At 66.4% G+C, this 20,794-nt stretch carries 15 protein-coding genes; 6 read left to right on the top strand and 9 right to left on the bottom strand.

What is annotated here, in order from left to right:
* Positions 1 to 67: 67 nt before the first annotated feature.
* The 4 genes from gatA to dnaK form a co-directional block, all read right to left on the bottom strand.
* Positions 68 to 1,543 (bottom strand): Asp-tRNA(Asn)/Glu-tRNA(Gln) amidotransferase subunit GatA, encoded by a 1,476-nt coding sequence (gene gatA / locus Q0K12_RS04950; RefSeq protein ID WP_297260658.1) that lies wholly within the window; start codon positions 1,541 to 1,543, stop codon positions 68 to 70.
* A gap of 16 nt (positions 1,544 to 1,559) precedes the next feature.
* Positions 1,560 to 1,853: an Asp-tRNA(Asn)/Glu-tRNA(Gln) amidotransferase subunit GatC gene (gene gatC, locus Q0K12_RS04945; protein ID WP_297260657.1), complete on the bottom strand. Its 294-nt coding sequence runs from the start codon at positions 1,851 to 1,853 to the stop codon at positions 1,560 to 1,562.
* A 64-nt stretch (positions 1,854 to 1,917) separates the two neighbouring features.
* On the bottom strand, positions 1,918 to 3,342 hold the full coding sequence (locus Q0K12_RS04940; RefSeq protein ID WP_297260656.1) for a hypothetical protein: 1,425 nt from the start codon (positions 3,340 to 3,342) through the stop codon (positions 1,918 to 1,920).
* Positions 3,343 to 3,881: 539 nt separating this feature from the next.
* Positions 3,882 to 5,798 (bottom strand): molecular chaperone DnaK, encoded by a 1,917-nt coding sequence (gene dnaK / locus Q0K12_RS04935; RefSeq protein ID WP_297260655.1) that lies wholly within the window; start codon positions 5,796 to 5,798, stop codon positions 3,882 to 3,884.
* A gap of 230 nt (positions 5,799 to 6,028) precedes the next feature.
* Here dnaK and Q0K12_RS04930 point away from each other — a divergent pair, with 230 nt between their 5' ends.
* A complete protein-coding gene (locus Q0K12_RS04930; RefSeq protein ID WP_297260654.1) occupies positions 6,029 to 6,856 on the top strand; it encodes a C-GCAxxG-C-C family protein in 828 nt (275 codons plus the stop codon).
* Between the two features lie 335 nt (positions 6,857 to 7,191).
* On the opposite strand, the gene Q0K12_RS04925 is transcribed toward Q0K12_RS04930, so the two are convergent.
* From Q0K12_RS04925 to Q0K12_RS04905, 5 genes are all read right to left on the bottom strand, one after another.
* Positions 7,192 to 8,754, bottom strand: a complete 1,563-nt coding sequence (locus Q0K12_RS04925) for a methyl-accepting chemotaxis protein (protein WP_297260653.1) — start codon at positions 8,752 to 8,754, stop codon at positions 7,192 to 7,194.
* A 207-nt stretch (positions 8,755 to 8,961) separates the two neighbouring features.
* Positions 8,962 to 9,570 carry a recombination mediator RecR gene (recR, locus tag Q0K12_RS04920; protein ID WP_297260652.1) on the bottom strand — a complete coding sequence of 203 codons (609 nt, stop codon included), beginning with the start codon at positions 9,568 to 9,570 and terminating at the stop codon, positions 8,962 to 8,964.
* A gap of 3 nt (positions 9,571 to 9,573) precedes the next feature.
* Entirely contained in the window at positions 9,574 to 9,885 is a 312-nt protein-coding gene (locus tag Q0K12_RS04915) for a YbaB/EbfC family nucleoid-associated protein (protein WP_297260651.1), read from the bottom strand.
* 10 nt (positions 9,886 to 9,895) lie between these two features.
* Positions 9,896 to 11,770 (bottom strand): DNA polymerase III subunit gamma/tau, encoded by a 1,875-nt coding sequence (gene dnaX / locus Q0K12_RS04910; RefSeq protein ID WP_297260650.1) that lies wholly within the window; start codon positions 11,768 to 11,770, stop codon positions 9,896 to 9,898.
* 51 nt (positions 11,771 to 11,821) lie between these two features.
* A complete protein-coding gene (locus Q0K12_RS04905; RefSeq protein ID WP_297260649.1) occupies positions 11,822 to 12,742 on the bottom strand; it encodes a branched-chain amino acid transaminase in 921 nt (306 codons plus the stop codon).
* A 471-nt stretch (positions 12,743 to 13,213) separates the two neighbouring features.
* Here Q0K12_RS04905 and Q0K12_RS04900 point away from each other — a divergent pair, with 471 nt between their 5' ends.
* The 5 genes from Q0K12_RS04900 (at position 13,214) to Q0K12_RS04880 (ending at position 20,282) form a co-directional block, all read left to right on the top strand.
* Positions 13,214 to 14,953 carry a hydantoinase/oxoprolinase family protein gene (locus Q0K12_RS04900; RefSeq protein WP_297260648.1) on the top strand — a complete coding sequence of 580 codons (1,740 nt, stop codon included), beginning with the start codon at positions 13,214 to 13,216 and terminating at the stop codon, positions 14,951 to 14,953.
* On the top strand, positions 14,944 to 15,426 hold the full coding sequence (locus Q0K12_RS04895; RefSeq protein ID WP_297260647.1) for a tRNA (cytidine(34)-2'-O)-methyltransferase: 483 nt from the start codon (positions 14,944 to 14,946) through the stop codon (positions 15,424 to 15,426). The genes Q0K12_RS04900 and Q0K12_RS04895 overlap by 10 nt, the downstream gene beginning before the upstream one ends.
* A gap of 325 nt (positions 15,427 to 15,751) precedes the next feature.
* The gene (locus tag Q0K12_RS04890) at positions 15,752 to 16,489 is read left to right on the top strand and encodes a sulfite exporter TauE/SafE family protein (protein WP_297260646.1); all 738 of its coding nucleotides are present in this window, start codon (positions 15,752 to 15,754) and stop codon (positions 16,487 to 16,489) included.
* Complete coding sequence (locus Q0K12_RS04885; protein WP_297260645.1) at positions 16,490 to 19,612, top strand: efflux RND transporter permease subunit; 3,123 nt, start codon at positions 16,490 to 16,492, stop codon at positions 19,610 to 19,612.
* Complete coding sequence (locus Q0K12_RS04880; protein WP_297260644.1) at positions 19,605 to 20,282, top strand: YkgJ family cysteine cluster protein; 678 nt, start codon at positions 19,605 to 19,607, stop codon at positions 20,280 to 20,282. Before Q0K12_RS04885 ends, Q0K12_RS04880 begins: the two co-directional genes overlap by 8 nt.
* The last annotated feature ends 512 nt before the right edge of the window (positions 20,283 to 20,794 follow it).

Raw genomic sequence — 20,794 nt, 5'->3', positions numbered from 1 at the left:
GGAGAGGGGAACCGTTTTTCAAAACGGTTCCCCTGTCCCCCTCACATAAATGATCGCTCGCCTGCGCCTACAGCCCGGCGGGGGCGCCGATGGCGGGGAGGACGGCTTCGAGGGCGGCGCCGGTGCGGAGCAGGCCGGCTTCGGAGAAGGGGAGGCCCATGAGCTGCATGCCGACGGGCAGGCCGGAGTCCGAGCCGAGGCCCACGGGCAGGGAGAGGCCCGGCAGGCCGGCGAGGTTGAGGGACAGGGTATAGGCGTCCATGAGGTACATCTGCAGCGGGTCGTCGTTCTTGTGCCCGAGCTTCCAGGCGGTCACCGGGGAGACGGGGCAGAAGAGGGCGTCGCACTGGCCGAGGGCGGCGTGGTATTCGTCGCGGATGAGGCGGCGGACCTGCGCGGCCTTGCGGTAGTAGGCGTCATAGTAGCCGGAGGAGAGCACGTAGGTGCCCAGCATGATGCGGCGCTTGACTTCCTGCCCGAAGCCTTCGCTGCGGGAGCGGAAGTAGAGTTCTTCCAGATTTTCCACGTTCTCGGCGCGGCGTCCGTAGCGCACGCCGTCGAAGCGGGCGAGGTTGGACGAGGCTTCGGCCATGGCGATGATGTAGTAGGTGGCGATGGCCGCGTGGGTGTGGGGCAGGCTCACGTCCACGATGTCGGCCCCGGCGGCGCGGGCGGCCTCTATGGCCTTGTTGCAGGCCTCACGGACTTCGGGCGCGAGGCCGTCGCCGTAGAATTCGCGGGGCAGGCCGAGGCGCACGCCGTCGAGGCTGGCGGAGCTTTTGCCGTTACGGGCGGCGTCCACGTAGTCGTCGAGGGGCGCGGGCGCGCAGGTGGTGTCTCGTTCGTCGTAGCCGGCGATGACGGAGAGGACGCGGGCGCAGTCTTCCACACTGCGGGCCAGGGGGCCTACCTGATCCAGAGAAGAGCCGTAGGCGATGAGGCCGTAGCGGGAGACGCGGCCGTAGGTGGGCTTGAGGCCCACGCAGCCGCAGAGGGCGGCGGGCTGACGGATGGAGCCGCCGGTATCCGAACCGAGGGAGGCGAAGCACTGGCCCGCGGCCACGGAGGCGGCGGAACCGCCGCTGGAGCCGCCGGGCACGCGCTGGGGATCCCAGGGGTTGCGGCTGGCCTTGTAGGCGGAGTTCTCGGTACCGGACCCCATGGCGAACTCGTCCAGATTGTTCTTGCCGAGGATGACGGCCCCGGCTTCCTTGAGGCGTTCCACCACGAAGGCGTCATAGATGGGGGTGAAGCCTTCCAGGATACGGGAACCGGCGGTGGTGGGCATGCCTTCGGTGGAGAGGGCGTCCTTGACGGTAACGGGGATGCCCCAGAGGGGCTTGGACGTATCCGGGCCCTGAGCATCCAACGCGCGGGCGCGGGCCAGGGCTTTTTCGGCATCGACATGGAGCAGGGCGTCCACCACCGGCTCCGTGGCGGCGATGCGGTCAAGACAGGCCTGGGTGGCCTGTTCGGCGGTCATGCGTCGGGAATGCAGGGCGTCCAGGGCGTCGCCCAGACTGAGGGTGTGGAAATCGGTCATGGGGGTCTCCGTCGGACTAGACGATGCGCGGCACGACAAAATATTCCCCGTCGCCATGCGGGGCGTTGGCAAGGACGGCTTCACGGCTGCGGAGGTGGCGGGCCTCGTCTTCGCGAAGAGCGCCTTCATGCTGTACCGGGCTGTAAAGCGGCTCGATGCCGGTGGTATCCACTTCGGCAAGCACATCCATATAGGCCAGGATGTCGCCGAACTGACGGGCAAAGAGGGCCTGCTCATCCGGGGAGACATGCAGGCGCGAGAGCGTGGCCATGTGGGCCACGTCAGCCTGCGAGATGGTTTTTTCGGACATGTGGTTTCCTTTGAGCTTGAAAAGGCCGGACGCGGCGGGGCCGCGTCCGGCGGAAGGACAGGAGTTAGTTGGCCGATCCGGGCAGCCGCAGTTTGTAAGAGGGGATCGGCGTGGTGCCGATGACCGGCTGCCGGGCCGGCTGTCCGGCGGGTTGCACGGCGGGCTGGGCGACGGGCTGGCCGTTGGCGTCCAGCTGCACCGGCTGTCCGGGCATGCCGGCTTGTACACCGGGCTGCGTGCCGGGCACAAGGGGGTTGCCCTGAGCGTCCACACTGGGCAGGCCCTGCATGCGCAGGGCGGCGCGTTCGAGGATGGCCTGACGGGCGGCCTTGTATTCGTCCAGCGAGAGCGGCTTCATGCCGTTGGCGGCGGGCTGGAAGAGGTAGAGCTGCTGATGGGCGATGCCGTTGCCGTCCCACTTGATGGGGGCCATGCCCCAGACCATGCGCAGCCGGGCGCAGGCGGCGGTGACGTCCGGGCTGGGGGGACGCTTGGCAAAGCCGAGCTGCACGGTGAAGCGGGCGAAGTCATAGCCCAGCGCGGTCCAGAAGTCATGCCCCGCGCCCTGCAGGGCCTTGGGGGCCCGGGCCTGGTTCCAGGCGCCGGGGAAGACGGCAAGCGCGAAGCGCTCCGTATTGACAACGCTTTTGCCGGAAAGGCCCTGCTCCCAGAGCGTGGTCCCCATGAGCACGAGCCGGTCCTCGCCGTTGTAGGCGAGGGCGGTGGTCAGCATGGGCATATTGCGCCAGGAGTCCGGCAGGAAGAGGGCTTCAAAGGCCGTCTGCGGGATGGGGGTGGCGCTGCTGCCGTCCTGGCTCTGGGTGGGGTTGATGAGCGGCGCGACGGCATTGACCCAGGAGTTGGGATTGGCGGCGTCATAGGAGGCCTTTTGCAGGCTGAGGCCGCGCTTGGCAAGCGTCTGTTCCATGAGCCCGGTCATGCGCAGGGCGAAGGCGTCGCTGGGGTGGAAGGCCCCGAAGGTGGAGATGCCCATGCCGTCGGTGGCAAAGGTCAGCAGGGCATCGATCTGGTCCTGCGGACTGGGAAAGAAGCGCCAGGCCTGCACGCCTTCCTCCCCGTCATCCAGGGCGGGCATGAAGGTGAAGAAGGCGCGCTTTTGCAGAGCGCCCGCCTCTCTGGCCTTGGCATAGACCGGGGCCTGCAGGGGGCCGCCCACCACGGCGCAGCTTTCAGGCAGGGCATCCAGCTTGACCAGCCAGTCGGCGGCGCTGGTATTGAGCTGTTCCAGGCGGGCGTCGATACCGTTGGTCTTCATTTCCTGCGCAGCAACGGTCGCGCCGCGGCGGATCTTGTTGGAGATGCCCGCATAAGGGCCGCTCGAGGGCAGGGCCAGCACGATGCAGGGGCCTTGCTTGACGGCAGGCTTGGGCTCTTCCTTGCTGCTCGTGGAGGAGAATTTGCACCCGCTCAGGGCAAGACAGAGGAGGAGGAGAAATCCGGCAGAGGAGAAGGGGCGCGGCAAAGTCATGTAACACCAATCCCAGCGTTAGAAGAAGGGCGAACGACCGCCATTCGCGGCGGGTTCGCCGGTCATGCGACGGGCGATCATCAGCAAAGGATGCCGCCCGCCGTCGTTCCTATCATGTGGTTACGGCCGGTGGGCCGGTCTGTCAGGGCGTGGATCAGGGCGCGAATCGGGATGTGCGGCCGGCGGCGGGCCCGGTCTGTGGTCCGGGCGGAGATCAGGCCTGTGGTCCGGCGGCGGGCGATGCCCCGGAGGGGGCGGTGGGCGGTGCCGCGAATCGTAATCGTGGTAAGAACCGTTCACGCAGCCGTTTGCCAGCAGAACAGCCGACATGAGCAGCGAAAAAAGCAGGATTCTTTTCATGTTCCCTCCCGCGGAACAGTTGTTCCCGTTCAGAATAATACAGGGCGCAGCATGAGGCAAGCCTTGCCGGACGCGCGGACGGCGCGGGCAGGGCGGGAAGGGAGGCGGCTGGACAGACGCAAAAAGGCGGGCCGAAGCCCGCCTTTGGCACAGACGCTGACGCTCATGCGTCGGGAGGTTTACTTTTTCACTTCCGTGTAGTCGGCATCGACGACATCGTCGCCGCCATTGGCCGAGCCGCCGGCATTGCCGCCGCAGGAACCGCCGGCGCAGCCGCCGTCCCCGGGCTGACCGCCCTGCTGCTGATAGAGCTGTTCGGCCAGCTTGTGCGAGGTCTTGGCCAGCTCTTCGGTGGCCGCCTTGATGGCCGCGGCGTCATCGCCTTCCATGAGCTTGCGCAGGCTGGCGATCTTGCCTTCCAGATCGGCCTTGAGGGAGGCATCCGCCTTGTCGCCAAGGTCGTTGAGGCTCTTTTCCGTGCTGTAGATCAGCGTATCGGCATGGTTGCGGGCCTCGATGACTTCCTGCTTCTTCTTGTCCTCGCTGGCGTGGGCCTCGGCCTCGCGCACCAGGCGCTGGATGTCTTCTTCCGAGAGGCCGGAGGAGGACTGGATCTTGATGGACTGCTCCTTGCCGGTGCCCATGTCCTTGGCCGACACGTTGACGATGCCGTTGGCGTCGATGTCGAAGCTGACCTCGATCTGCGGCACGCCGCGCGGCGCCGGCGGGATGCCCGTCAGGTCGAAGCGGGCCAGGGTCATGTTGTCGGCGGCCATGGGCCGCTCGCCCTGCAGCACGTGGATGGACACCGAGGGCTGGTTGTCCGCCGCCGTGGTGAAGACGTTGCTCTTGCGGGTCGGGATGGTCGTGTTGCGGTCGATGAGCTTGGTGAACACGCCGCCCATGGTCTCGATGCCGAGGGAGAGCGGGGTCACGTCGAGCAGCAGCACGTCCTTCACGTCGCCGGTCAGGATGCCGCCCTGGATGGCGGCGCCCATGGCCACCACTTCGTCCGGGTTCACGGAGCGGTTGGGGTCCTTGCCGAAGAACTCGCCCACCACCTTCTGCACCAGCGGCATACGGGTCATGCCGCCCACGAGGATGACCTCATCGATCTGGCTGGCGGACAGGCCGGCGTCGGCCAGCGCCTTCTTGCAGGGCTCGATGGTGCGATCCACAAGGTCGCTGACCATGGCTTCCAGCTTGGCGCGGGAGAGCTTGACCAGCAGATGCTTGGGGCCGTTCTGGTCGGCGGTGATGAAGGGCAGGTTCACTTCCGCTTCCATGGACGTGGAAAGCTCCTTCTTGGCCTTTTCGGCGGATTCCTTCAGGCGCTGCAGGGCCATGCTGTCCTTGGAGAGGTCGATGCCGTTCTCCTTCTTGAACTCTTCCACGAGGAAGTTGATGATGCGCTGGTCGAAGTCTTCGCCGCCAAGGAAGGTGTCGCCGTTGGTGGCGCGCACTTCCACCACATTGTCGCCCACTTCCAGGATGGAGATATCGAAGGTGCCGCCGCCAAGGTCGAAGACCGCGATCTTTTCGTTGGCCTTTTTATCGAAGCCGTAGGCAAGGGAAGCGGCCGTGGGTTCGTTGATGATGCGCTTCACTTCCAGACCGGCGATGCGGCCGGCGTCCTTGGTGGCCTGACGCTGGGCGTCGTTGAAGTAGGCCGGAACCGTGATGACGGCTTCGCTCACCTTTTCGCCGAGGTAGGCTTCCGCATCGGCCTTGAGCTTGGCCAGGATCATGGCCGAGATTTCGGGGGCCGTGTAGGTGCGGCCGTCCACTTCCACGCCGGCGTCGTCATTGGCGGCCTTGGTGATGGTGTAGGGCGAATGCTCCTTCCAGCGATCCACTTCGGGAGAGGCGTATTTGCGGCCCATGAGGCGCTTGATGGCAAAGATGGTGCGCTTGGGGTTGGTGACGGACTGGCGCTTGGCGATCTCGCCCACCAGCCGTTCCTTGTCGGTGAAGGCAACGACGGAGGGCGTGGTGCGGCCGCCTTCCGGATTGGTGATGCACTTGGGATCCTTGCCTTCCATGACGTAGATGCAGGAATTGGTGGTCCCAAGGTCGATACCGATAATCTTGGACATATCTGAATCCTCCCAGCGGAAATAACTCATAGCGGGACCGGGGGCGATGCCGCATCCGGTCGTGAGGCAAAGGTAAGTCTTTCCTGACCGTCGTCCAGAGGTCGGAAAGATTTTTTTTGAAAATTCTGTTCGTGCGTTGACCTTGCCGAAGGATGGGCGTAGTGAAATATTGAACAAAGCCCCCGTAGGGTACGGGGATGTTGCACCTGTTTTCATCCAAGGGAGGAGCTATGGATTTCAGCAGAAGGCAACTCATGATGGGGCTTGGCGGCCTGGCGGCCGGGACGGCGTTTTCGGGCATGGCGGCAACGGCCGTGGCGGCGTCGGAAAAGATGAAGCGCTTTGCGCAAGCCGGCGGCGACTTCAGCTGGACGCCGCACAAGCTGGACCCGAAAGAATGCGCCGCCGTGGCCTATGACGGCTACTGGCACAAGGGGTACGCCTGTGGGTATGGTTCGTTCTACAGCATCGTGGGGCTGCTGGCCGAAAAATACGGCGCGCCGTACAGCCAGTTCCCCTTCTCCATGCTGGAGGCCAACAAGGGCGGCATCTCCGACTGGGGCACCATCTGCGGCGCGCTGTACGGCGCGGCGGCGGCCTTTGCCCTGTTCTGGGGACGTGACGAACGCACCCCGATGGTCAATGAGCTTTATCGCTGGTACGAGACCACCAAGCTGCCCATTTACCAGCCCGGCGACGCGGCCAAGGGCGTGAAGGGCGAGCTGCCGCAAAGCGCCTCCCAGTCCGTGCTTTGCCACATCTCCGTCTCCAAGTGGTGTTATGCCAACAAGATCGAGGCCACCAGCAAGAAGCGCAACGAACGTTGCGGACGTCTCACGGCCGACGTGGCCGGCAAGGCCGCCGAGATCTTCAACGCCAAGATCGATCAGGGCAAGAACTTCAAGGGGACCTTCGCCAAGCAGGACGCCGTGGAGACCTGCGGTTCCTGTCACCAGACCAAGGGCAACGAAGCCAACTGGGCCAAGGGCGTCATGGACTGCACCCCCTGCCACAACGGCAGCAAGGCCCTGGCCGACAAGTTCAAGGATCATCCGTAAGCGGGAGGGCGCGAGCCGCCCCGTATCGGGAGCTGAAGAAAACGGCGACATCCGTGAAGGATGCCGCCGTTTGAGTATTTTGCCTGTGAAAAAGTAAAACGCAAGGCGGCGACATTGCGCCGCCTCGTCCAAACCAAACGGGAAGACCGCGATCTTTCCGCGAAACGCCAGCCGTATGGTTCGCAACGGGAAGCGTTCCAAACGGAAAATGCGCGACTGTTTCCTTGCGATGGTTTTTCGGCGTCGGCTTTGGGCGCGGCTTGCCGCGTGCCCTTTTCCCAAGAAAAAAACCGCCCCGAAGGGCGGTCGTGTTGCGGAAAGGACAGCTTGCGGCCTCAACGGCGCAGGCTGGTGAGCTCGGAAGCGGCCTGTTCCGCTTCGCGGGCCACATGAACGCGGATGCCTTCCAGCACGCTCTGGATGGTATGGGCCTGCTCGGCCAGCATTTCCACGGTGCCGCTGGCGGTGATCATGCTCTCCGAGATGGTGCCGCCAAGGACATTGACTTCGGAAATGGCGCGGGCGATCTCTTCCGAGGCGGCGGACTGCTGCGTGGCCGCGGCGGCGATGGCCTGCACCTGACGGCTGGAGTCGCCAGCCAGCGACTGGATCTGCGCCAGGGCCTGCCCGGAGGTCTGCGCCATCTCCGCCACCTTTTCGATGTCGCCCACGGCGGCCTCCACCGTATCGGTATTGCGGCGGGTCCCGGCCTGCACGGCGCCGATGGAATCTTCCACTTCCTTGGTGGCGCTCATGGTCTTTTCTGCCAGCTTGCGCACCTCGTCAGCCACTACGGCGAAGCCGCGGCCGGCTTCCCCGGCGCGGGCCGCCTCGATGGCGGCGTTGAGGGCCAGCAGGTTGGTCTGATCCGCGATGTCGCGGATGATGGTCAGCACGGCGCCGATGGCCCGGGCCTGCCCGTCAAGGTGTTCCATATCGTCCTTGATGCTCATGGAGCGCTGCTGGACGTTCTTCATGCCGTTGACGGTATTGTTCATGATCTCCATGCCGTGGTTGGCTTCCTTCTGCACGGAATCCGAGGCCTGGGCCGCATCTTCGGCATTCTTGGCCACTTCCAGCACGGTGGAGTTCATTTCCTCCATGGCGGCGGACGTTTCCGCAAGGCGTGCCGAGGCGTGCTCCGCATCCTGCCGTACCTTGTTGACCTCATTGGAAAGCGTGCTGGTCATGGCATTGAGCTTATCCACCACATCCTTGAGCTGTTCGACGGTATCCATGCGCGCCTTGCGGGAGGAGATGCCCGCTTCCCGCTTGAGGCTGAGTTCTTCGGTCACGTCCTGGCTCAGTTCCACATGGCCGATGTTCTCCCCGGCGCGGTTCTTGAGGAATTCAAGATGGACGCGCATGGCATGGCCGTTGCTCAGGACATTGAGACACTCGTGCTCGCCCCGGCGCAGGCGTTCGATGCCGCAGTTGGGCGTATTGCAGGTGGAGCCGTTCTTGGCCGAGCAGTGCTGGCCCAGCACCTGCTGCATGTCCGTTTTCTGCATGGAACGCAGCGCGGCGGTATTGCAGAAGGTCCAGCGCATGTCCATATCCGTTACGGAAATGCCGTAGGGGACCGTATTGAGGATGCTCTCGTACCAGTAGGCCCGTTCTTCACGCTTGCGGACGTACTCGCGAATGGCGGCGGACAGGGAGTCCTCCTCGCGCGGGCTCAGATCCAGATCTTCGGGGGCCTCATTGGCCTGCCGGATAAGCTCCCAGGCCGCACTGACCGGCGCCAGCAGGCGGTGGATGAGGAACGCGCCCGCAAGAAGCAGGACAAGTGCCGTGGCCAGACCCGCCAGAGGCGAGGCCGCGGCCAGCGATACTCCCGCCGTCAGGGCAAGGGCGATGAAAAGCAGGGCGGTCAGCTTGATACTCAGGGCTTGCATGCTACGCCTCCGGAAAGCACGGGGGATACGGGACGGTAAGACTTATCGGCAGGTTGTGCGCATTATTTAGAGGAGGTGCCGCCCCCTTCCAGCGTTTTTGCGCGCGAAGGGAAAGCTGTTGTCGGAGAAAGGGCCTTGTCCGGGGCGGAAGGCGGAATGCCGGAAGGGGCACTCCGTGCCTCCCGTACCGGATGCAGGGCCTGCGGCTCAAAGGTTCTGGCGGTACTGCAGGGACTGGCGGAGGGTCTCTTTGTCCATGTACTTGACTTCCGCGCCAAGCGGGATGCCCTGCGCCAGACGGGATACCTTGACGCCGGGAAAGCGTTGCCGCACCAGCCCCTTGATGAAGGAGGCCGTATTTTCGGCCTCCAGGGTTGCGCCCAGGGCCAGGATGAGTTCGGCGATCTCCCCTTCCTCCAGACGGCGGACGAGCCGTTCCAGATCGAGGCTTTCCGAGTCAACCTTTTCCAGCGGGGCCAGCAGGCCGCCGAGGATCATGTACTGCCCGTGGTAGAAGCCGCCCTCGTCAAGGGCCAGCATGCTGTCCCACTCCGCGACGAGGCAGAGGGTGTCCCGCTGGCGGGCGGGGTCGCCGCAGATGGCGCAGGGATCCGTGCCCGAAAGACCGCCGCAACGGGAGCAGAGATGCAGCCTGTCGCGCAGGTCATGCACATTGCGCCCGAGGCGGCGGGTCTCGGCTTCCGGCCACTTGAGCAGGGTCATGGCCACGCGCATGGCGGATTTGGGGCCAAGTCCCGGCAGGCGCGAGAGCTGTTCCACCAGCTCACGCAGCGGTTCCGGTATGCGTGCGGACATGGGCTAGAAGATGCCCGGCAGCTTGATGCCGCCGGAAATGGCGCTCATTTCGCGTTCCAGCGTTTCGCGGGCGATGCGGCCGGCCTCGTTGACCGCGGCCAGGATGAGATCCTGGAGCATCTCCACGTCGCCGCCTTCCAGGGCTTTGGGATCGATGGCGATGCTGCGCAGCTCCTGCTTGCCGCTGACCACGGCCTTGACCATGCCGCCGCCGCTGCTGGCTTCATAGCTGCGTTCGGCCGCTTCCTGCTGGAGCTTGGCGAGCTTGTTCTGCATGACCTGCGCCTGGCGCAGAATGTCGTTCATGTTGCGCATGGAGTTCTCCTTATGCTTCGGTACAGTGTTTTATGGTTGCGTTGAGCAGCGAGAGACAGTCCTGCATCTCCGGCCGCTGCCGAAATTCCTCGATGAGATCGGCCTCGCTGCGGGGCGGGCGGGGCGGGACGAGCTCCAGCGCCGGCGTCCCCGCGCCGTAGCGGGCCAGCGCCGCCAGGATGTCCGCCCGGTGTTTTTCCGCCTGGGCGAGGATCTGGCCCGCACTGGGATAGAGGCGCAGGCAGCCGGGCGTCCACTCGGCCCGCATCTGCCGCAGCAGGTAGGGCGGCGGGGAGGGGCGTCCCTCGGCCTGTTCCGTCCGGCAGTATTCGCAGAAGGCCGCCCAGTCGGGCGGCGTCTCGGGCCTGGCCGCCCCCCCTTCTCCGGCGGCGGGGACCGCTGTTGCCGCTTCGGCGGAGGGCGCTTCTTCCTGCCGGCGGACGGTCGTCCCCGTGGCGGCGGACGCCGTTTCGGCGGCGGGGCGCGCGACAACAGCGGGACGTGCCGTCAGCGCCTCAGGCGGCGCGGGCAGGTCTCCGGCCGGGGCGGGGTCGTCGCTTTCCGCATCCTCGTCATCGGCGGGCGCGGCGGCATCCGTCCGTCCGGCGCGCGGGGCTCCCGTCCCTGTCTGACGGAGGGGGCTGCCGCCTTCCCTGCGGGCGGCCTGCGCCGGCGGCACGCCGGCGGTCTGTTGTGCCGGGATCATGCCCGCGGGCTGGACGGGCGGCGGGCTTGCGCCGTTGTCCGTCACGGGGAGCGCGGCGGCCCCGGGCAGATGTTCCAGCGGCAGCAGCTGCGGCAGCAGGGCCAGATTGAGCAACAGCAGCTCCAGCGCCGCGGCCGGTTCGGGATTCTGCACGATGCCGCGCTGGGCGTCCAGCGTCATTTGCCAGGCGGCATGCAGGTGCGTGGCCGAGAAGCGCGGGGCGAGGCCCTGCCAGCAGGCGGCCTCGTCGCGGGTGAGGCCCAGATGGGGCAGCATGGCCGTCCCGGCCTGCCGCAAGAGGAAGAGCGTACGCAGATGCCCGGCCAGCTCGCGTACGAAAAAGCCGATGTCCACGCCTTGAGCGGCGATGCGGCGGGAAAGCTCCGCCACGCCGGCGCAGTCCCGCCCGGCAAGGGCCTCGAACAGGCTGACGAAAAGCTCCTGTCCGGCCAGGCCCAGCACCTCGCGGGTCACGCCGGCCGTGAGGCCGTCCCCGCCGAGGGCCAGCGCCTGATCGAGCAGGGACATGCTGTCGCGCACGCTGCCCGCCGCCCGGCGGGCGATGAGGCGCACGGCGGCCTCCTCATAGGTCAGGCCCTCCCTGTCCAGCACGTCGCACAGATGCGCGTGCAGCGCATCCTCGCTCAGATGGCGGAAAACGAAATGCTGACAGCGGCTGACGATGGTGATGGGGAACTTGTGGACTTCCGTCGTCGCGAAAATGAAGACCACCCGGCTCGGCGGCTCCTCCAGCGTCTTGAGCAGGGCGTTGAAGGCATTGCGCGAGAGCATGTGCGCCTCGTCGATGATGAAGACCTTGTAGCGGCCTTCCATGGGCGCATAGCCGATGGTCTCGCGCAGGGCGCGGGCATCGTCCACGCTGTTGTTGGACGCGCCGTCGATCTCGGCCACGTCCACATGGCTGCCCTGGGTGATCTTGCGGCACTGGGGGCACTGATTGCAGGGTTCGGGGCCGGGGGCGTGCTCGCAGTTGAGGGCCTTGGCGAAGATGCGGGCGATGGTGGTCTTGCCCACGCCGCGGGTGCCGCTGAGCAGATAGGCGGCCGCCACCTTGTCCTCGGCGGCGGCGCGGGACAGTACGGCCTTGACCGTATCCTGACCGGCGACCTCGGCAAAGGTCTGGGGGCGGTAACGTGCGGCGAGAGAAAGATGCTTCATGCGGCAGGATGGGGGCGCGCCGCTGCGGGCGCGCCCCGGCGGACGGCGAAACTAGATGGTGTAGTGGGTGCTCCAGCCGGCATACTTGGGGTTTTCGCCCTTGACGACGGCAAAGAATTCCTTTTGCAGATGCTTGGTCACCGGGCCGGCCTTGCCCGCGCCGATGACGCGGCGGTCCACCTCGCGGATGGGGGTCAGTTCGGCGGCCGTGCCGGTGAAGAAAGCCTCGTCGGCGATGTAAAGCTCGTCGCGGGTGAACTGCTGTTCTTCCACGCGGTAGCCGAGGTCGCGGGCCACGGTCATCACGGCGTCACGGGTGATGCCGCCGAGGATGGACGTCCACGGCGTGGTCTTGATGAGGCCGTCCCGCACGATGAAGATGTTCTCCCCGCTGGCTTCGGACACGAAACCGTTGGTGTCCAGCATGACGGCTTCGTCATAGCCTTCTTCCTTGGCTTCCACCTTGGCCAGGATGGAGTTCACATAGTTGCCCGCGGCCTTGGCCTTGCTCATGAGCGTGTTGACGTGCATGCGGGCGAAGGAGCTGGTCTTGGCGCGGATGCCCATTTCCAGCGCCTCGGGGCCGAGGTAGGCGCCCCAGGGCCAGACGGCGATGATGGTATGCACGGGATTGCTGCCGGGGTAGACGCCCATCTCCCCTTCGCCCACGAAGGAGAGGGGACGGATGTAGCCTTCACGCAGCTTGTTGGCCTTGAGGGTCTCGACAACGGCTTCGGAGATCTGCTTGGCCGTGTACGGCAGTTCCAGACGAAGGATCTTGGCGGAGTTGATGAGACGGGTGCTGTGCTCGGCCAGACGGAAGACCGAGGAGGTGCCGTCCGCACAGGCGTAAGCGCGGATACCTTCAAAAACGGCGCTGCCGTAATGCAGCGCGTGGGTCAGCACATGTACCTGAGCCTCTTCCCACGGGACCAACTTGCCGTCAAACCAGATAAATTTCGTTTTCTCCATGTGAGTATCCTTCTGTGCCGGTACGGGTTGTCGCGGTCTGGCCGCGCGAGGGAAAAAATTACTGAAAAGCGCGGCATAAGGCAAGGGCCATGCTGGCGGCCGCTTGCCAGAGCCGCCGCCGGAAGCTACAAAAAGAGGGCGCGGCCGCGGGGCCGCCTTCAAGAAAGCATTTTCCGTTTGAGACGCGTTGCGTCCCAAGCCATACGGCTTGGCGTTTCGCGAAAAAAAACGCGGTTTTTCCGCGGAGCCTTACGGGCATCGACAGCAGAGCGCGACCGAAAGGCGGCCGAAGGCCGTGCCTGTTAGGCCGTAAGGCCTTACAGGCATCGACAGCAGAGCGCGACCGAAAGGCGGCCGAAGGCCGTGCCTGTTAGGCCGTAAGGCCTTACAGGCATCGACAGCAGAGCGAGGGGTTTCCCTTCCCCCCAAACAAACAGCGAATAGTGTTAACAGGTCCTGGGGAGAACAGGCATGACCGAATATGTATTGGGCATAGATGCCGGGGGTACGCATACCGATGCCGTCCTGTGCGGGCCGGAAGGTCTGGTGGCGGCGGCCAAGACGGCGACCTGTCATGAGGATCTGCCGTCGTCCGTGGCCGAGGTGCTGCGGCGGCTGCGAGAGGCGGCGGGGCGGGCCTTCGCTCCGGAGAAGATCCGCCGGGTGACGCTGGGGGCCACGCTGGCCGTCAACGCCATCGTGCAGAACAAGGCCGACAGGGTGGGGCTCGCCCTTTCCGCCGGGCCGGGGCTCGCGCCGGAACGCTTCGCCCTCGGGGAGCATGTCTGCGTGGTCCCCGGCGGGCTGGATCATCGGGGGACGGAAGTGACGCCCCTTGCGCCGGAGGCCCTTGCCCGGGCCGCCGCCCGCTGGAAGGAGGAGGGCGTGCGGGCCGTGGCCTGCGTGGGCAAGTTCTCGCCCCGCAATCCCGCGCACGAGAACGCCATGCGGGAGGTGGCCGCCCGTGCCTGCGGCCTGCCCGTGACCTGCGGCCATGCCCTTTCCGGGCAGCTCAATTTCCCGCGTCGCGTCGCCACCGCCTATTACAATGCGGCCGTGGCCCGTCTGCACGCCGCCTTCCTGGATGCCGTGGAGGGCGAGCTTGCCCGGGCGGGCATCAACGCCCCCGTGCGCCTGCTCAAGGCCGACGGCGGGGCCGTCCCGGCGGCGCTGTCGCGCCGGGAGCCGGTGCAGTCCATCCTTTCCGGCCCGGCGGCCAGCGTCATGGGCGTCATGGCCCTTGCGCCCGTGGAGGAGGACGCGTGTTCCCTGCTCATGGACATGGGCGGCACCACCACCGACCTGGCCGTCTTCGTGGACGGATCGCCGGTGGTGGACAGGGACGGCATGTTGCTCGGCGGGCGGCGTACGCTGGTGCGGGCGCTGGCCTCGCTGTCCATCGGCGTGGGCGGGGATTCGCTCCTCAGCCCCGTGGAGGACGGCGTACGGGTGGGGCCGTTGCGCGAAGGCCCGGCCTGCGCCTTCGGCGGCACGCGGCCGACCCTGCTGGACGCGCTCAATGTGCTGGATGCCGACACGCCGGGCTGTCCGCTTTCCGGCGACGCGGCGGCTTCGCGCCGGGCGCTTGAGGCGCTGGCGGCGGCAAGCGGGCGTTCCTGCGCGACGCTGGCGCAACAGGCCGTGGCGGACGCCCTGCGGCAGATCGGCGAGGCCGCGGACAGGCTCTTGCGCGGCTGCAATGAGCGCCCGGTCTACACGCTGGCGGCGCTCAAGGGCATGCGGACGCTGCGCCCCGGCCGCGTCTGGCTGGTGGGCGGCCCGGCGGATCGTCTGCGGCCGCGGCTGGCGCGCTTCCTGGAGCTGCCGGTGGATTGTCCGCCCCATGCGGACGTGGCCAATGCCGTAGGCGCGGCCCTGACCCTGCCCACGGCCACGCTTGAGATTTATGCCGATACCGGGCGCGGCCTGCTGCGGGCGCCCTCCCTTGAACATGAAGAGCGGCTTGCCGCTTCTGCCCGTCTGCCGCAGGTGGAAGCGCGGGCGCTGGAGCTGCTGCGCGGCCATCTGGCGGCCAACGGCGCGGACGAGGCCGTGGACGGGACGGCCCGGCTGGAAGTGCTGGAGGCCGATTCCTTCGCCACGCTGGATGACGGCGGCTACGGCGCGCGGGACATGCGGGTGAGCTGTCAGGTGGTGCCGGGCATCGCCGGCCGTCTGCGGGGCGCGGCGGGGGAGAGCGCGTGGAACTAGTTTTGTACGAGCCGGAGATACCGCCCAATACCGGCAATGTGGCCCGCCTGTGCGCGGCGACGGACACCCCCCTGCATCTCATCGAACCGCTGGGCTTTCGTCTGGAGGACCGCTACCTGCGTCGGGCCGGGCTGGACTACTGGCCCAATGTGCGCCTGAAGGTCTGGCCGGACTGGGAAAGCTGGCTGGCGGCGGCGCGCGAGGCCCGCGGAGGACGTGCGCCCCGCTGCATCATGACCTCGGCCCGGGGCGGGACCCCGCTGCATCATTTCGCCTTTGCGCCGGATGACTGTCTGGTCATGGGGCCGGAGACGCGCGGCCTGCCCGCCGCCCTGCTGGCGAAGGGGGAGGCGGTGCGTATCCCCATGAAGCCCGGCGGCGTGCGCAGCATCAACATGTCCACGGCCGCGGGCATCGTGCTTTATGCCGCGCTGGCCTCCTGCGGCGAGCTGGATGCGCCGGGCTGGTGCTGAGGGCTTGGACGCAGCATCGGACCGCCCGTCCCGAGAGGGTATTTTTCATAACTTTCTGTAAAATAGAACACTATTTCCCGTGAAAGGGTGTTTCGTCCCTCACGCCCCGCGCACGGGCGGCGGGAGTGAGGGAAGATAGGGGCGTTCACGGGGGGAAGAAATTCCTTTTGTCGCGAGCGGCGACCCGGCGGGCGGCCGCGGGCCGTGTCCGTCTGGTCGCAGGAACCTTGCGGACAGCGGAGCGAAGGGCTTTCTTCCGCAAAAAAACGTAAAGGGTCCCGGAGCCTGGGCTCGGGAAGATCTTTCACGAAGTGGGGAGGCGGCGATGCTGGCTATTGCGGCGGTCTGTTTTCTGGTGGGCTTCCTGGGAGCCGTCACGGGCGTGGGCGGCGTGCTCATCCCGGTGGTGCTCATGTTCGCGGGAGGGCAGGAGACCCATGTGGCCATGGGCACGGCGCTGGCCTCCCTCTTTCCCCTGAGCCTGCTGGGCGCGGTCATCTATGCCCGCCGGGGCTGGTATCAGCCCCGCACCGCGGTGGTTTTCCTTGTCGGGGGCATCATCGGGGGCATCATCGGCGGATTGCTCAATGCCTATGTGCCGGGGCCGCCGCTGGTCTGTCTGCTGGCCGGCATCATCATCTTTGCGGGACTGGCGGCACTGCGTCCCCACCGGCAGGGACAGGGGAACGCCTTCTGGCTGTCGGCCCGGGGGCTGTTCTGCATCGGGCTGGCCACGGGCCTGACGGCCGGCCTGACCGGGGCGGGGGGGCCGGTGCTCTCCATCCCCTGGATGGTGGCTGTGGGCTATACGCCCTTCTATGCCGTGGGTTCCTCCATGTTCATGCAGCTGGGCACCATCCTCTCCGGCAGCTGGGGCAATGCCTGCTCCGGCTTCATCGACTGGAATATCCTGCCGTGGGTCATGATCATGGAACTGGCAGGCTGTCTCGTGGGCCTTCAGGTGGCCAAGCGCATCTCTTCCGAGCTGGCCCGCAAGGCCATCGGCGTGCTCTGCACGGGACTGGGGGTATTTTTGTTGCTGCGTCAGATCCTGGAGTTTTAGATGAATATCGCCTCCCTCTTCATCCGCCGCCCGGTGGCCACGGTGCTCGTCATGCTGGGCCTGCTCTTTTTCGGCGCCGCGGGCTACGTCAACCTGCCGGTGAACCAGCTGCCCAACGTGGACTTTCCCACCATCCAGGTATCCGCCGACCTGTCCGGCGCGGACCCTGAGACCATGGCCGCCTCGGTGGCCACGCCGCTGGAAAAGGAATTCTTCACCATCGCGGGCATCGACTCCATCACCTCGGTCAATGCCACGGGGCGCACGCGCATCACCATCCAGTTCGCGCTGGACCGGGACATCGACGCCGCGGCCCTGGACGTGCAGGCGGCCATCGGCCTTGCCCGGCGGCGGCTGCCCACCAACATGACCAATGACCCCAGCTTCCGCAAGGTCAATCCCGCCGACCTGCCCATTCTCTACCTGCGCGTCAGTTCGCCGACCCTGCCGCTCTACCAGCTCAACGAATACGCCGATACGCTCATCGGCCAGCGGCTTTCCATGGTCAAGGGCGTGGCGCAGGTGGTCATCTACGGACAGAAGAAGTACGCCGTGCGCGTGCAGCTCGACCCGGACGCCCTGGCCACGCGCGGCCTCGGCATCGACGAGGTGTCCGAAGCCATCATGGCCGCCAACAGCAAGTTGCCCACGGGATCGCTGGACGGGGCGCGGCGTTCGCAGTCCATCAAGGCTTCCGGTCAGCTGGAGGACGCGCGGGCCTTCCGGGACGTCGTCGTGGCCTATCGGGACGGCGCGCCGGTGCGCCTGCGCGACATCGGCCGGGTCATCGACAGCGTGGAGCAGGACAAGCAGCTCTCCTGGAGCAATGACGGCGCGCCCTGCATCACCCTGGCCGTGGAGCGCCAGCCCGGGGCCAACACCGTGGAAGTGGTGGACGCCATCCGCGCGCTTTTGCCCGAACTGCGGCGGCAGGTGCCGCCCTCGGTGGGCGTGGACATCTTTTATGACCGCTCCGAGACCATCCGCGAATCCGTGGCCGAGGTGAAGTTCACCCTTGTGCTGACGGTCTTTCTGGTGGTGCTGGTCATCTTCCTCTTCCTGCGCAACCTGCCGGCCACCGTCATCCCCAGCCTGGCCCTGCCCATGTCGGTCATCTCCACCTTCGCCGTCATGTACGGCATGGGCTTCAGCCTGGACAACCTTTCGCTCATGGCGCTGACGCTGGCCGTGGGCTTCGTGGTGGACGACGCCATCGTCATGCTGGAGAACATCGTCCGCCATCAGGAGATGGGCAAGGATCCGCTCACCGCGGCCCATGACGGCTCGCGGGAGATCGGCTTCACCATCATCTCCATGACCATCTCTCTGGCCGCGGTCTTCATCCCCGTGCTCTTCATGGGCGGCGTGGTGGGGCGGCTCTTCTACGAGTTCGCGGTGGTCATCATCACGGCCATCCTCTTTTCCGGCGTGGTCTCGCTGTCGCTTACGCCCATGCTCTGCGCCTACTTCCTGCGGGCCCAGCCCCAGCACCGCGCAGGCTACGAGGGCATGTACGGCCGCATGGAACGGGCCTTCGACTGGCTGGCGAACAAGTACGCCGCCTCGCTGGACGTGGTGCTGCGGCACCGGCGGCTGACCCTGCTGGGCTCCCTGCTGCTCCTGCTGGCCACGGCCTGGCTGGGGGCGGTCATCCCCAAGGGCTTCCTGCCCACCGAGGACATGGGCTTCATGAGCGCCACCACCGAGGCCGAGCAGGGCATTTCCTTCCAGGGCATGGTGGAGGCGCAGCATTCGCTCGATGAGCTCCTGCGCAATGACCCGGAAGTGGAGAGCTTCAACTCCGTGGTGGGCATCGTGGGCAGCAGCCAGAGCATGAGCAACGGTAACCTCATGATCCGCCTCAAGCCCTACAACGAGCGCGAAGGCATCAACGAGGTGGCCGAACGCCTGCGCCGTACGCTCAATACCTCGCCCGCCCTGCGGGTCTTCCTGCGGGTGCCGCCGTCCATCAACATCGGCGGCCGTTCCTCCAAGGCGCTGTATCAGTACACGCTCTCCGGCCCCAACATGGAAGAGCTCTTCGACTGCGCGCAAAAGGTCGAGCAGGCCCTGCGGCGCGTGCCCGAGATCCAGGACGTCAACAGCGACCTGCAGCTGCGCAATCCCGAGCTGCGCGTGCAGATCGACCGCAACCGGGCCGCCGCCCTCGGCGTGAGCGCCGGGCAGATCGAGCTGGCCCTGCAGTCGGCCTTCGGCTCGCGGGAGATCTCCACCATCTACGCGCCGAGCAACGACTACACGGTCTTCGTGGAGTTGCTCAAGTCCTTCCAGCAGTCGTCGGATGCGCTCTCCCGCCTCTATGTGCGTTCCAGTCAGGGGGACCTCGTGCCGCTCTCCACCGTGGCGAGCGTGAAGCCCGGCGTGGGCCCCATCTCCGTCAGCCATTCCGGCCAGTTCCCGGCCGTGACCATCTCCTACAACCTGCGTCCCGGCGTGGCCCTCAGCGAAGGCGTGGCCGCCGTGGAGCGCGCGAGTCTGCCGCTCCTGCCCGATTCGGTCAGCGCCGAGTCCCAGGGCACGGCCCAGGCCTTTCAGGATTCGCTCTCCGGCATGGGCTGGCTGCTCCTGCTGGCCATCGTGGTCATCTACCTTGTGCTGGGCATCCTCTATGAAAGCTTCATCCATCCGCTGACCATCCTCTCCGGTCTGCCCTCGGCGGGCTTCGGGGCGCTGCTCACGCTCTGGATCTTCGGGCAGCCGCTGGACCTCTACGGCTTTGTGGGCGTCATCATGCTCCTGGGCATCGTCAAGAAGAACGCCATCATGATGCTGGACTTCGCGCTGGAGGCCCAGCGCCATGACCCGAACTGCACCCCCCTGCAGGCCATCACGCAGGGCTGCCATGTGCGCTTCCGTCCCATCATGATGACGACCATGGCCGCCCTCATGGGCGCGGTGCCGCTGGCCGTCGGCATGGGCATGGGCGCGGACGCCCGCCGTCCCCTCGGTCTGGCCGTGGTGGGCGGGCTCTGCTTCTCCCAGCTGGTGACGCTCTACATCACGCCCGTCTACTATTATTATATGGAAAAGTTCTCGCAGTGGCTGGGACGCCGCTACGGCGGCCGTTTCCATCAGCAGCCCGAAGAGGTCCCCCATGCCTGAGTGCCGCCGTTGCGGGCAGTGCTGCCGTCTCGGCGGCCCCACCCTCATGCGCGGGGATGCGGACAGGCTGCTCGACGGGAGCCTGCCCCTGTCCGCTCTTGTCTGTCTGCGGCGCGGCGAATGGGCCCGTCATGACGGCAGCCGGGGCACGACGGCTGACGCCGCTCCGCGTGGCGACAATCTGGCTCCGCTGGCCCGCGAGATGCTCAAGCTCGCCGGAGCGGGCGCCGGCCCTCATCCCTGGCAATGCCCATACCTGCGGGAGACCGCCGGACAAGCCGCCTGCGCCATCCACGAGAGCCGCCCCCTGCAATGCCGCGCGCTCTTCTGCGAGGCCCCGCAGGCGGTAGAAGACTTGCTGGCGGGCGGGGATTTCCTTTCTCGGGCGGAACTCTTTGCCCGGCTGGCCCCCGTGGAGCCCCGCGCCTCCCTCTGGCGGGAACTGGCCGAAGCCCATGAGGAAGCCTGTCCGGCAGGCGGTTATTTCCGCCTCTGGCAGGACTTGGCGGCAACGCCGAACGTGGCGGCCGTCCGCCGGGAACTTGCCGAGCTGGAACGCTACGACGAGGCCTTTCGCCAGCTCTGCATCGAGCGCGGCGCTCTGGAGCCGGAACTGCTGCCGCTGGTGCTGGGTCGCCCCCTGCGCGACCTGTCCCGCCCCGGCGTGTGACGGGGAATGGTTTTGAGACGGGGGGAAGGAAGGGGGCTTTTTTGTAAAAAAGCCCCCTTCCTTCCCCCCGTACCCCCCATCCATCCCGCAAAAAACTTTGTTCGGGAGGATGACAGATCGCTGGCCCGCATAGACCGTTCCCAGACCGATGGTCCCCCGGCAGTGTGATAAAAAACCGGGAAATTAAGTGTTCCGTGCTGTTTTCCCGCCATATCTTTAGGACATTTTCCGTTTGAAACGCGTTGCGTTTCAAACCACACGGCCCGGCGTTTCGCGGAAAAACGCGGTTTTTCCTGACTGTTTTCGCTGTCCGTCAGCCTTTGTGGCGACTCGGAAGAGGGCTGCTTTTTGTCTCAACCCCTTACCGGAGCGATGTCCTCCACAGCATGCGTATTCCATCATCCTGTTTGCCGTCGTAAGCGCGTCATGGCGCGGAGGAGATCGCCGCGCCGGAGGCGCGGAAGCTCCGACGCCGCCCGGACGCTCGTCCCGCGTGAGCGCGGGACAGCGGG

This window comes from uncultured Desulfovibrio sp. (assembly GCF_944324525.1).
Lineage (GTDB): Bacteria > Desulfobacterota > Desulfovibrionia > Desulfovibrionales > Desulfovibrionaceae > Desulfovibrio.
This window is presented reverse-complemented; position numbering and strand designations above follow the sequence as displayed.